Genomic DNA, 12,463 nt, shown 5'->3' on the forward strand with positions numbered 1-12,463 from the left:
CTCCTCAATGTAGACCACTCTTTTTAACAAACTGTTAAAATTTAGCAACTAATTAACGCATTTTGTCCCTCAGCCAACCGGACATCTGCAGCAACGCCCGGTGGAAGCTGTCGTAGACCGGGGTGCGCGGGATGGCGACCAGCTTGCCGCTCACCGAGGAGGTGACGATCAGCTGCGACTCCTCTTTCGGGCTGAGCGTATCGCGCTCCCAGTAGCCGGAGATCATCGGCGTCGGGCAGCGGCGCCCCAGCAGCCCCTGCATTTTCAGCGAGTAGCTGTTCAGCTCCACCTTCAGCACGTTGTCCGAGGCGTTAGCCATGCCCATGCGGCTCGCCAGCACGTCCATATACATGTCCGGCACGTTCAACTGGGTGCTGCTGTCGCACAGCAGGCGATGCACCACCGGCCCCAGGCAGGCTACGCCGCGCAGCCGCTGCGGCTCCAGGTAGGCCAATCGCACCGCCACGTTGGCGCCGAAGCGGAAGCCGAAGGCGCTCACCCGCTGATGATCCACCCACGGCACCGAGGCCAGCTGGATCAACACCTGCTGGTGCAGGTAGCTGGAGTCCTGCGTCAGCTTCCATTTGCAGGAAGAACCGATCGACGGCATGTCGAGCGTCAGCATGGCGATGCCGTGCGGCGCCAGGTAGTCGCGGAACAGGCGATGATAGTCGGTCTGCAGCGTATCGAGGCTGCCGCACATCAGCACCGTCGGGAACGGCGCTTCGCCCTTCTCCGGCATGTGCAGGAACCCGGTGACGCTGCCGCCGCCTTCGATGCGAAACTCCAGCTCTTTCAGCTGATACGGCAGCAGCAGCGCCGCCTCTTCGTACGCGCGGTTAGCCAGCATCTCCGCCTGTTCGGCCAGTTCGTCGCCCTTCAGGTGCGGGTAGCCGGCGATGCTGTACAGGCTCGCGGCCTTCAGCCAGTATTCGCCGCCGAGCAGCGGATCCTGCTGCTCCGTCGCCCGCTGTTGCCACTGCATGCCCTGATGGATCCACTCGTAGATCCAGTTGCCGTTGCGGTAGCCCACCACGGTATCCAGCCGCTGCGGGTTGCTGCGCTCGGCGTCGGAGGCGGCGATGCGCGCCAGCACTTCGTGGATTTCGATCGGGCTGACGCCGCGCCAGGCCCACAGCAGCGGGTTCAGCATGCGGTACCAGCTGCCGGTGGTGTCGCCTTCCAATGCGGAATGCATGGCGGCGCTCACTTTGTTGCGCGCGCGCAGCACTAGCGTCGAGGTTTCAGGGTGTTTGAATTTGGGCTTGAAAAGAATTTCAGAAAGGTTGGCCTGTGCCATGGTAACAACAGCCTCCGTAAATCTGGCGATAGGCCGCAACAGGCCTACTTAACTGGAGGTAGTGTACCTAACTCTGGCGGGATAAACCAAGATAACGCAAACGCCCGGCATAACCGGGCGTCAGGCGGCTGACAAAGGAGGAAAAAACGTGGTTTTTCCTCCTTTGTGGTCAACGGCCGAAAATCAATAAATTGATTTTCCTTATTTTTTATATCTTGTCTTCGGTAAGCCTGACAACGCCATCACGTTTATCCTTAAACAAACGCCCGGCATAACCGGGCGTTGACTTGGAACTGGCTGGGCTTAGCGGCCGCCGATAGGGGGAACGAAGCTGACGCCCATGTCCCACGGCTGTTCGATCCAGGTATCCTGCGGGATGTCGATCACATAGTCGTCCACCAGCGGACGGCCCGCCGGCTTGGCGAAGATGGTGACGAAATGCGCTTTCGGGTACATGTCGCGGATCGCTTTTGCGGTGCCGCCGGTATCCACCAGATCGTCCACTACGATGAAGCCTTCACCGTCGCCTTCGGCGCGCTTGAGCACTTTCATTTCGCGCTGGTTGTCATGGTCGTAGCTGGAAATGCAGACGGTATCCACATAGCGAATGCCCAGTTCGCGCGCCAGCAGGCCCGCCGGCACCAGGCCGCCGCGGCTGACGGCAATGATGCCGGTCCATTTGTCGGCAGGCAGCAGGCGGTGCGCCAGCTTGCGTGCATGTATTTGCAGCATATCCCAGGTAACAACGTATTTTTCGCTCATAGAATCGTGTCCCAGCCGGCTGGTGAAGCGGCTTACTTTATAGTTCAGGGGAAAAAAGGTTGCGCGAGATTATAGAGACTGGCCGCGTTGAATTCCAGCTGTACCGAGGAAAACCTCGCGATTTCCGCCGCGCGGCTTTTCGGTGATTGATGCTGAAAAAGCGAACGTTCCCGCCGCGAAGCCGTGTGATCAAGCGCTTAAACCGCACAATACGGGGCGCGCGCCGCCGGAAATAAAGTGATATTCTCTAACTATCGTGCCACGACGCACAGATACCCGCTCACCTCAACCGCGCGGCACGCCCGTCCTGTCGGAGCCTGCCGTCACAGGAGACTTATAGTGTCTGAATTGTCTCAGCTTTCGCCACAGCCGCTGTGGGATATTTTCGCCAAGATCTGTTCTATCCCGCACCCTTCTTATCATGAAGAAGCGCTGGCGCAGCACATCCTCACCTGGGCCAAAGAGAAGAACCTGCACGCCGAGCGCGATCAGGTCGGCAATATCCTGCTGCGCAAACCGGCCACCAAAGGCATGGAAAACCGCAAGCCGGTGGCGCTGCAGGCGCACCTGGACATGGTGCCGCAAAAGAATAACGACACCGTGCACGACTTCGCCAAGGATCCGATCCAGCCTTATATCGCCGGCGAGTGGGTGAAAGCGCGCGGCACCACGCTGGGTGCCGACAACGGCATCGGCATGGCCTCCGCCCTGGCGGTGCTGGCCGATGACAGCGTTGAGCACGGCCCGCTGGAAGTGCTGCTGACCATGACCGAAGAAGCCGGCATGGACGGCGCCTTCGGGCTGCAGCCAAACTGGCTGCAGGCAGACATCCTGATCAATACCGATTCCGAAGAAGAAGGCGAAATCTACATGGGTTGCGCCGGCGGTATCGACTTCATCACCACCCTGCCGCTGCAGCGCGAAGCGGTGCCGGCCGGTTATCAAACCCTGAAGCTGACCCTCAAGGGCCTGAAAGGCGGCCACTCCGGCGCCGAGATCCACGTCGGGCTGGGCAACGCCAACAAACTGCTGGCGCGCTTCCTGTTCGCCCATGCGGCGGCGCTGAACCTGCGCGTGCTGGATCTGAACGGGGGCACCCTGCGCAACGCCATTCCGCGTGAAGCCTCCGCGGTGGTTGCGGTGCCGGCGGAAAAAGCCGACGCGCTGAAAGCGCTGAGCCAGGAGTTCCTGGCGGTGCTGCAGAACGAACTCTCCGCCAAAGAGAAGAACATCACCGTGCTGCTGGAGCCGGCCACCAGCGCTTCGCAGGCACTGAGCGCCGACAGCCAGCAACGCTTCCTGGCGCTGCTGAACGGCACGCCGAACGGCGTGATCCGCATGAGCGACGCGGTCAAAGGCGTAGTGGAAACCTCGCTGAACGTCGGCGTGGTCACCACCAGCGAAAACGAAGCGGAAATCATCTGCCTGATCCGCTCTCTGATCGACAGCGGCAAAGATTACGTGGTCGAGATGCTGACCGCACTGGGCCAGCTGGCCGGCGCCAAGGTGGCGCCGAAGGGCGGCTACCCGGGCTGGCAGCCGGACGCTGACTCGCCGGTGATGCACCTGGTGCGCGAGCTGTATCAGGATCTGTTCAACAAGACGCCGAACATCATGGTGATCCACGCCGGCCTGGAATGCGGTCTGTTCAAAAAGCCGTATCCAAACATGGACATGGTATCGATCGGGCCAACCATCACCGGCCCGCACTCGCCGGATGAGCAGGTGCATATCGAAAGCGTCGGTCTGTACTGGAAGCTGCTGACCTCGCTGCTGAAAGCGATCCCTGAGCGCGCGTAATCTGCGCGCTTAACGCAAAAAGCCGGCGATCGCCGGCTTTTTTATTCCCAAGGCAGCGCCAGCTGCCGCTCCAGCTGCGGATCGAGCAGCGTCACATGCAGCCCCACCAGCCGCACGCCGCGCCCTTCACGCCGTTCGCGCCACGCCTGCCGCGCCACCGCCAGCAAATCCTGCCGGTTCAGCACCGGGAACACGTGCTCCTGGGTGGTTTGCTGAAAATCCTGAAACTTCAGCTTCACGCCCTGCCGGGCGATGTGCAGATCCGGCTTCACCTTACGCAGCCGCATCTCCAGCTCGGGGTAGAGTTTGTCGATAATCAGCGTTTCGCAGTCTTCCCAATCGTGAATGTCTTCCGCCAGCGTGCGCTCCACGCCCACCGATTTACGCAGCCGCTCCGCCGAGATTTCGCGCCGGTCGATGCCCTGACACCGCTCCCACAGCACCCGGCCGAACTTGCCGAAGCGCTTGAGCAGCTGCGCCAAATCGTATTGCTGCACGTCGGCGCAGGTGATAAGCCCCACTTCCTCCAGCCGTTTGGCGGTCACCTTGCCGACGCCGGGGATTTTGCTGAGCGGCAGCTGCTGCAAAAACGCCGGCACCTGCGCCGGGGTGATCACGTATTGCCCATTCGGCTTGTTCATCTCGGAAGCGATTTTGGCGAGAAACTTGATCGGCGCGACGCCGGCCGACGCGGTGAGATTCAGCTCATCGGCGATCGCCTGACGGATCTCCTGAGCGATCAGCGTCGCCGAGCCGTTGCATTGCGGGCTGTCGGTCACGTCGAGATAGGCTTCATCGAGCGACAGCGGCTCGATCAACGGGGTATAGCGGGCGAAGATTTCACGGATATGCAGCGAAGCCTCTTTGTAGGCCGCCATGCGCCCCGGCAGCAGGGTGAGATGCGGACACAGCTTGAGCGCCATCGCCGTGGACATGGCGCTATGCACGCCGTAGCGCCGCGCCGGGTAGTTGGCGGTGCTGATCACCCCGCGCCGATCGGCGCTGCCGCCAATCGCCAGCGGGATATCGCGCAGGCTGGGATCGTCGCGCATTTCCACCGCCGCGAAGAAGCAGTCCATATCGACATGAATGATTTTACGCATCGCACCCTCCAGTAACACTGTATAAGTATACAGTCATATACCAAAAGCTCAAGGCCGCAGGCTTCGATGAAAGCGCCGTTTCCGCCAGATATTTCCGCGTTGTTAAAAAAGCTTAATTTTTCAATAGTATGATTTCCGCCATCCCGTGCGGCTCACCACAACGATAACGACAAGGTACTCTACATGAACAGATTTTCTCATTGGCTGCTGGCTTCCGCGCTGTCGCTGAGCGCGCTGGCGGCCAGCGCCGCCGGTCACGCGCCGGCGATCGTCGCCCATCGCGGCGGCACCGCCGATGCGCCGGAAAACACCCGCATCGCCATCGAAACCGCGCTGAAAAACGGTGCCGACGCCGTTTGGATCACCCTGCAAGCATCCAAAGACGGCGTCATCGTGCTGTATCGCCCCTCGGATCTGAAGGCGCTGACCAACCGGCAGGGCCCGGTTTCTGCGTATACCGCCGCGCAATTGGCCGAGACCGATGCCGGCTGGACCTTCGCCAAAGGCGATGCGCATCCGTTCCGCGGCCAGGGCATCGGCATTCCGCGGCTGGACGAGGTGCTAAAGGCGTTTCCGCACGTCACCTTCTATCTGGACATCAAATCCCCGGACGCCGATCCGGCGCAGTTTGGCCAGGCGCTGCTGGCGACGCTGGAAAGCACCGACAGCCTGAACCGCACCCGCGTTTACTCTACCGATGCCAAATACCTGCAGGCGCTGCCGCCGGCCGTCCCGCGCTTTGAAAGCCGCGACGAGACCCGCACGCTGCTGGCCAACGTCACCATGGCGCACCAGTGCGATGTCAAACCGGACAACCGACAGCCGCGCTGGTATGGGCTGGAGCTGAAGCGCGAGGTGGAAGTGGTAGAGAAGTACACCCTCGGCGAAGGGCGCTCGAAGGCGTTTCTGACCTGGGATAAAGAGTCGATGGATTGTTTCCGCTCGCAGGGCCCGGCGCACATCATTCTGTTCGGCGTCAACACGCCGCAGGAGTATCAGCAGGCGCTGGCGCTGGGTGCCGACGGCGTGATGGTCAACTCGCCGGCCGAGGCGAAAAGCTTCCGCAAGGCGAAATAAATAACCGGCTACGGCATAAGGCGGTTCGACATCCCACCTTATGCCCTTATGGCTTTCAACATCCGTTAGTGAGCAGAAACTACCTGGATGATGCCATTTTCATTGCGAACACTAAACCCAGCGCCGAATAGCCGGGCGGCAGGCTCAAGACCTTTATTTCGTTTATCCGGCGACAACAGCGTCACCGATACCCCATAAGACTTCCCGTCTTCGAATTTATAATTATCGTCGGGAATACACGTAGCTGCGGTGACCGCAGGCATCTCGTTATCCGTGAAGTGCTTGCCGAAGATAGCGTTGGCGTTGCCGATTTCTTCGATAATAACGCCGGCCAACCGCTCGTCCCCTTCAGGTTGAACCCGCACACAAACGTGGTTATCAACGACAGTGGCGTTGGCCAAGTAGTTTTTTGGCCTCGGATCGTTCATGTGCATACAGCCGGCGAGCAGCAAAGCCAGAGTTCCAACCAAAATAATGCGGTTCATCCTGTTACCTCTGCTTAAGAAACTGAGAAAGCGTATATTCGTATTTTCTGGCGATCGTTTTATCCGTTACGCCCTGAAAATTCACGCCATTGTTAATCGCGCCCAGCCAAACGTTCATGCGCCTTTCGGCAAGGCCCCAAATAAAAAAACCCGGCCAAGGCCGGGTTTTCGCTTCGCTACAGAATGCGGTGCTTGTCCAACTGCTCGCGCCGCTGCGCCGCTTTGGCTTCGCGCTTTTTGCGCGCATCGCACGGCTCCGGGCAGTCGCAGACTTTCTCCATGCCCAGCGCGGTGATGCCGCCGCAGCTGCCCTGCAGGCTTTTGCGTTTGAACACGTAACCCAGCGACATCCCGCCGACGATCAGCAGGAACAACACGAAGGTAGCGGCGAATACCGTCAACATAGCAACCTCACGAACGCTTTTTCAGATAGGGTTTGAACGCGTCCGAATAACGCTCCTCAAACCCGTCGGCGGTTTTCACGATCATGAACACCGGGATACCGAGCAGGTTGGCCAGCGCCATGCCGCGCTCCGGCCCCATCACGTTCAGGCCGGTGGACAGGCCGTCGGCGGTCATGCAGGTCGGGCTCAGCACGGTGATCGACACCAGCCGATGATGGATCGGCCGCCCGGTGACCGGATCGATGGTGTGCGAATAGCGCACCCCGTCCTGCTCGAAGTAGTTGCGATAGTCACCCGAGGTGGCGATCGACATCTCCCCCGGCTGGATCACCAGCTGCGCCTGCTGCTGCGCGCCGGCGGTCGGGCGCTCGATGGCGATGCGCCACGGCTTTTGCTCGCCGTTGCGCCCGCGGGTACGAACTTCACCGCCGATATCCACCATGTAGTCTTTCACGTGTTGCGATTGCAGATACTCCGCCACCACGTCCACGCCGTATCCTTTGGCAATCGAAGACAGGTCGACATACAGCTCGGGGATGCTTTTCACCAGCGCGCTGCCCTGCACCGCCAGTTTATCGGCGCCGGTCCAGGCGCGGCGGTGCTCCAGTTCCGCCTCGCTCGGCACTTTGTCCGGCCGCCCTTCCGGGCCGAAACCCCATAGGTTGACCAGCGGCCCGACGGTCACGTCCAGCGCGCCATCGGTGACGCGGTTGATGCGCAGCGCTTCGCGCACCACTTCGGCGGTGGCCGGCGAAACCGGGAACGGCCGGTCAATGTCGCGGCTGGCGTTGAAGCGGCTTAGCTCGGAATCCGGCCGGTAGGTGGACATCTGATCGTTCACCTGTTCCAGCCGTTTGTCGATCTCCGCCTGCATCTCGCGCGCCGACGGCGTATCGTCGCCGGTCACGTAACGGATCGAATACGAGGTGCCCATGGTTTTACCCGTCAGATCCACCTGTTCCGGCCCGCAACCGGTCAGCAGCAGGGTGGCGCTCAGCGCCACGCCCGTCAGCCAGTTCTTCATCGCCAATGCGCGCAATTTAGCCACCAAAGTCATCCAGCATGATATTTTCGTCTTCGACGCCCAGATCTTTGAGCATCTTGATCACCGCGGCGTTCATCATCGGCGGCCCGCACATGTAAAACTCGCAGTCTTCCGGCGCCGGGTGGTTCTTCAGGTAGTTCTCCAGCAGAACATTATGGATAAAGCCGGTGTAGCCGGTCCAGTTATCTTCCGGTTGCGGATCCGACAGCGCCACGTGCCAGGTGAAGTTTTCGTTCTCCGCCTGCAGCTGGTTGAAGTCGTCTTCATAGAACATCTCACGCAGCGAACGCGCGCCGTACCAGAAAGTGATCTTGCGCTTCGAGTTCAGACGCTTGAGCTGATCGAAAATGTGTGAGCGCATCGGCGCCATGCCCGCGCCGCCGCCGATAAAGATCATTTCGGCGTCGGTGTCCTTGGCGAAGAACTCGCCGAACGGCCCGGAGATGGTTACCTTATCGCCCGGCTTCAGCGACCAGATATAGGAAGACATGATGCCCGGCGGCACGTCCGGATTGTTCGGCGGCGGCGTGGCGATACGCACGTTGAGCATGATGATGCCCTTCTCTTCCGGGTAGTTGGCCATCGAGTAGGCGCGCACCGTGGTGTCGTTCACCGTCGAACGGTAGCGGAACAGGTTGAACTTGTCCCAGTCGCCGCGATACTCCTGCGGCACGTCGAAGTCGGCGTAGCTGATGTCGTGCGCCGGCGCTTCGATCTGGATGAAACCGCCCGCGCGGAACGGCACGTCTTCGCCATCGGGGATCTTCAGCTTCAGCTCTTTGATAAAGGTGGCTTTGTTATCGTTGGAGATAACTTCGCATTCCCATTTCTTCACGCCGAAGATCTCTTCCGGCAGCTCGATCTTCAGGTTCTGCTTCACGTTCACCTGGCACGCCAGGCGGCAACCCTCTTTCGCTTCGCGCTTGTTGATGTGCGAGAGCTCGGTCGGCAGGATATCGCCGCCGCCCTCTTTGATCACCACCCGGCACTGGCCGCAGGAGCCGCCGCCGCCGCAGGCCGAGGAGACGAAGATCCCTTGGCTGGAGAGCACGTTGAGCAGCTTGTCGCCCGCCGGCGCATGGAAGCTCTTATCCAGATCGCCGTTGATTTCCACCGCGATGTCGCCGGTGTTCACCAGCTTCGATTTGGCGAACAGGATCAGCAACACCAGCACCATCACGATGGCGGTGAACATCGCTACGCCTAAAATAATTTCCATAAATTCTTCCCGCCTTTACAACTGAACACCGGAGAAGGACATGAAGCCCAGCGCCATCAGTCCGGTGGTGATAAAGGTAATGCCCAGGCCGCGCAGCCCTGCCGGCACGTTGGCATACTTGAGTTTTTCGCGGATCCCCGCCATGGCGACGATCGCCAGCATCCAGCCGGTGCCGGAACCGATGCCGTACACCACCGATTCGGCGAAGTTGTAGTCGCGCTGCACCATGAAGGACACGCCGCCGAAGATGGCGCAGTTCACGGTGATGAGCGGCAGGAAGATGCCGAGCGCGTTATACAGCGACGGGAAGAAACGATCGAGGATCATCTCCAGAATCTGCACCAGCGCCGCGATCACGCCGATGAAGGTGATGAAGTTGAGGAAGCTCAGATCGACGCCTTCCACCAGCGCACCGTCGCGCAGGATCAGGTTGTAGACCAGGTTGTTCACCGGCACCGAAATGCCGAGCACGATGGTCACCGCGATGCCCAGGCCAAAGGCGGTCGAGACCTTCTTCGACACCGCCAGGAAGGTACACATCCCGAGGAAGAACGCCAGCGCCATGTTCTCGACGAACACCGCGCGCACAAACAGGCTGATATAGTGTTCCATCGGCCTTTACTCCTTTTCGATCTGCGCCGGCTTCAGAGTGCGCAGCACCCAGATCAGCAGGCCGATGATGAAGAACGCGCTCGGCGCCAGCAGGAACAGGCCGTTCGGCTGATACCAGCCGCCGTTCTGCACCGTTTCCAACACCGGCACGCCAAACAGCTTACCGGAGCCGATCAGCTCGCGCAGGAAACCGACCAGCACCAGGATCACCCCGTAGCCCAGCCCGTTGCCGATGCCATCCATAAAGCTCTCGATCGGCGGCGACTTCATGGCGTAGGCCTCGGCGCGCCCCATCACGATGCAGTTGGTGATGATAAGGCCGACGAACACCGACAGCTGCTTGGAGATCTCGAACGCATAGGCGCGCAGCAACTGATCGACCACGATCACCAGCGAGGCGATGATCGCCATCTGCACGATGATGCGCACGCTGTTGGGAATATGGTGACGGATCAGCGAGATGAAGAAGCTGGAGAACGCGGTCACCAGCGTCACCGCAATGGTCATCACCACCGCCGTCTCCAGCTTGGTGGTCACCGCCAGCGCCGAACAGACGCCCAGCACCTGCAGGGCGATCGGGTTATTGTCGAACAGCGGCCCCAGCAGGACCCGCTTTATTTCTTTGGAATCAGCCATTTTTCAGCGCTCCTTCACGAACTTTTTTCAGGAACGGGCCGAAGCCGTGCTCGCCCAACCAGAAATCAAACGTATGCTGCACGCCGTTGGAGGTCAGCGTGGCGCCGGACAGGCCATCCACCCCGTGTACGTCCCCCTGACGCGCACCGCCTTTCACCACGCGGAGCGCCGGCTGGCCGTTGTCGTCGAACAGCTGCTTGCCGACCCACTGCTGGCGCCAGGACGGGTTCTCGACCTCACCGCCCAGCCCCGGGGTTTCCCCCTGGTCGTAGTAGGTGATGCCCTTGACCGTATTGCCATCGTTATCCAGCGCCACGAAGGCGTACATCATCGACCACAGGCCGGTGCCGTATACCGGCAGTACAATCTTGTTCACCTGGCCGCTTTCATCGCGCACCAGATAGATTTCCGCCTGGTTGCTGCGGCGCTTGATGCCGGCCGGATCGTCGCCCGCCGCCAGCGCCACGCTTTTGGCGTCGTCGCGTAGCGCGGCGCCCAGATCGAACGCCGCCGCCTTGCCGGCGACAAACTCGCCGCTGTTCAGATCCACCAGGCGCGGTTCGATGCGCTCGCTGTACAGGCGCTTGACCTGCTCGCTCTCCATTTTCGGCTGCAACAGGCCGGCTACGTCGAGAATATTGCGCTGCTTGTCGAGCAGCTTTCGCTCCTGCTGTTTGGACTTCAGGCCGACGGCGGAGCCCGCCACCACCACTGAACACACCAGACACAGCAGCAGCACTACCAGCAGCGTTTTACCGATGCCGTCATTTTTCGCTTCATTCGCCACGGGCTTTTCTCCGCTTGATGTTGGCCTGCACCACCAGGTAATCGAACAGCGGCGCGAACAGGTTGGCGAACAGGATCGCCAGCATCATGCCTTCCGGATAGGCGGGGTTGACCACCCTAATCAGCACGCACATCACGCCAATCAGAATGCCGTACCACCATTTCCCCTTATTGGTGAAGGAGGCGGAAACCGGGTCGGTCGCCATAAAGATCATGCCGAAGGCGAAGCCGCCCAGCACCAGATGCCAGTACCACGGCATGGCGAACATCGGGTTGGTATCGGAACCGATGGCGTTGAACAGCATGGCGGAAGCCACCATGCCGAGCATTACCCCGGCGACGATGCGCCAGGAGGCCACGCGGCCGAACAGGATAATCGCCCCGCCGATCAGGATCATCAGCGTGGACACCTCACCGATCGAGCCGGGAATGTTGCCGAGGAAAGCGTCCATCCAGCTGATGGACTGGCCGGTGGCTACGTTGCTCAGACTGTGCGCCCCGCCCGCGCTCCACTGCGCCAGCGGCGTCGCGCCGGAGAAACCGTCCGCGGAAGTCCACACCAGATCGCCGGAGATCTGCGCCGGATAGGCGAAGAACAGGAAGGCGCGGCCGGCCAGCGCCGGGTTGAGGAAGTTGCGCCCGGTGCCGCCGAAGATCTCTTTGGCCACCACCACGCCGAAGGTGATGCCCAGCGCGGCCTGCCACAGCGGCAGGGTCGGCGGCACGATCAGCGCGAACAGGATAGAGGTGACAAAGAAACCTTCGTTGACCTCATGCTTGCGGATAATGGCGAACAGCACTTCCCAGAAGCCGCCGACGACGAACACCACGGCGTAGATCGGCAGGAAGTAACAGGCGCCCAGCACCATTTTGCTGACCCAGCCGGCGTCGGCCGCCAGCGAGGCGCCGAGCCACTGCGCCAGGCGATAATGCCAGTCGCCCGCCAACACCTGTTGCAGCGCGTCGCCGCTGTACAGATGGTGCAGCGCCGGGATCGCCTGCTGGCCGACGTTGTACATGCCCCAGAACATCGCCGGGAACACCGCCAGCCACACCAGGATCATCATGCGTTTCAAATCGATGGCGTCGCGCACGTGCGAAGCGCCGCGCGTCACCGTGCCGGGGGTGTAAAACACCGTGGTGGTCGCTTCATACAGCGGGTACCACTTTTCCAGTTTGCCGCCCGGCGTGAAGTGATGCTCTATCTTCTCGAAATAATTCTTCAGGCCCATCG

The 12,463-nt window shown here is 60.8% G+C and carries 13 protein-coding genes; 2 read left to right on the forward strand and 11 right to left on the reverse strand.

Going from position 1 to position 12,463, the window contains the following annotated elements; translation table 11 throughout:
* Positions 1 to 52 precede the first annotated feature (52 nt).
* Together frsA and gpt are read right to left on the reverse strand one after the other, a co-directional pair.
* Positions 53 to 1,300 carry an esterase FrsA gene (frsA, locus tag JL05_RS24015; RefSeq protein WP_021504999.1) on the reverse strand — a complete coding sequence of 416 codons (1,248 nt, stop codon included), beginning with the start codon at positions 1,298 to 1,300 and terminating at the stop codon, positions 53 to 55.
* 303 nt (positions 1,301 to 1,603) lie between these two features.
* A complete protein-coding gene (gene gpt / locus JL05_RS24020; protein ID WP_004930253.1) occupies positions 1,604 to 2,062 on the reverse strand; it encodes a xanthine phosphoribosyltransferase in 459 nt (152 codons plus the stop codon).
* Positions 2,063 to 2,401: 339 nt separating this feature from the next.
* Between gpt and pepD the strand changes: the two genes are divergently transcribed.
* Positions 2,402 to 3,862, forward strand: coding sequence for a beta-Ala-His dipeptidase (gene pepD / locus JL05_RS24025; RefSeq protein ID WP_033634091.1), 1,461 nt, complete (start codon positions 2,402 to 2,404; stop codon positions 3,860 to 3,862).
* A gap of 41 nt (positions 3,863 to 3,903) precedes the next feature.
* Here the strand turns inward: pepD and dinB are convergent, their stop codons facing one another.
* Positions 3,904 to 4,965 carry a DNA polymerase IV gene (gene dinB, locus JL05_RS24030; protein WP_033634092.1) on the reverse strand — a complete coding sequence of 354 codons (1,062 nt, stop codon included), beginning with the start codon at positions 4,963 to 4,965 and terminating at the stop codon, positions 3,904 to 3,906.
* 183 nt (positions 4,966 to 5,148) lie between these two features.
* On the opposite strand from dinB, the gene JL05_RS24035 reads away from it, so the two are divergent.
* A complete protein-coding gene (locus JL05_RS24035; RefSeq protein WP_033634093.1) occupies positions 5,149 to 6,042 on the forward strand; it encodes a glycerophosphodiester phosphodiesterase family protein in 894 nt (297 codons plus the stop codon).
* A 65-nt stretch (positions 6,043 to 6,107) separates the two neighbouring features.
* Here JL05_RS24035 and JL05_RS24040 read toward each other — a convergent pair whose 3' ends face one another.
* The 8 genes from JL05_RS24040 to JL05_RS24075 all read right to left on the reverse strand — a co-directional run bounded on the left by JL05_RS24040 (position 6,108) and on the right by JL05_RS24075 (position 12,461).
* On the reverse strand, positions 6,108 to 6,527 hold the full coding sequence (locus tag JL05_RS24040) for a putative T6SS immunity periplasmic lipoprotein (protein WP_033634095.1): 420 nt from the start codon (positions 6,525 to 6,527) through the stop codon (positions 6,108 to 6,110).
* A gap of 176 nt (positions 6,528 to 6,703) precedes the next feature.
* Positions 6,704 to 6,931: a (Na+)-NQR maturation NqrM gene (nqrM, locus tag JL05_RS24045; RefSeq protein WP_004930244.1), complete on the reverse strand. Its 228-nt coding sequence runs from the start codon at positions 6,929 to 6,931 to the stop codon at positions 6,704 to 6,706.
* A 7-nt stretch (positions 6,932 to 6,938) separates the two neighbouring features.
* Entirely contained in the window at positions 6,939 to 7,988 is a 1,050-nt protein-coding gene (locus JL05_RS24050; RefSeq protein WP_033634096.1) for an FAD:protein FMN transferase, read from the reverse strand.
* The gene (nqrF, locus tag JL05_RS24055; protein WP_033634097.1) at positions 7,972 to 9,195 is read right to left on the reverse strand and encodes an NADH:ubiquinone reductase (Na(+)-transporting) subunit F; all 1,224 of its coding nucleotides are present in this window, start codon (positions 9,193 to 9,195) and stop codon (positions 7,972 to 7,974) included. The genes JL05_RS24050 and nqrF overlap by 17 nt, the downstream gene beginning before the upstream one ends.
* A gap of 15 nt (positions 9,196 to 9,210) precedes the next feature.
* A complete protein-coding gene (gene nqrE / locus JL05_RS24060; protein WP_015376732.1) occupies positions 9,211 to 9,807 on the reverse strand; it encodes an NADH:ubiquinone reductase (Na(+)-transporting) subunit E in 597 nt (198 codons plus the stop codon).
* A 6-nt stretch (positions 9,808 to 9,813) separates the two neighbouring features.
* Positions 9,814 to 10,443, reverse strand: coding sequence for an NADH:ubiquinone reductase (Na(+)-transporting) subunit D (locus JL05_RS24065; protein ID WP_004930232.1), 630 nt, complete (start codon positions 10,441 to 10,443; stop codon positions 9,814 to 9,816).
* Complete coding sequence (locus JL05_RS24070; protein WP_033634099.1) at positions 10,436 to 11,230, reverse strand: Na(+)-translocating NADH-quinone reductase subunit C; 795 nt, start codon at positions 11,228 to 11,230, stop codon at positions 10,436 to 10,438. The genes JL05_RS24065 and JL05_RS24070 overlap by 8 nt, the downstream gene beginning before the upstream one ends.
* Positions 11,220 to 12,461 carry an NADH:ubiquinone reductase (Na(+)-transporting) subunit B gene (locus tag JL05_RS24075; protein WP_015376730.1) on the reverse strand — a complete coding sequence of 414 codons (1,242 nt, stop codon included), beginning with the start codon at positions 12,459 to 12,461 and terminating at the stop codon, positions 11,220 to 11,222. The genes JL05_RS24070 and JL05_RS24075 overlap by 11 nt, the downstream gene beginning before the upstream one ends.
* Positions 12,462 to 12,463: the final 2 nt, after the last annotated feature.

The organism is Serratia nematodiphila DZ0503SBS1, from assembly GCF_000738675.1.
In the GTDB taxonomy this organism is placed as follows: Bacteria; Pseudomonadota; Gammaproteobacteria; order Enterobacterales; family Enterobacteriaceae; genus Serratia; species Serratia nematodiphila.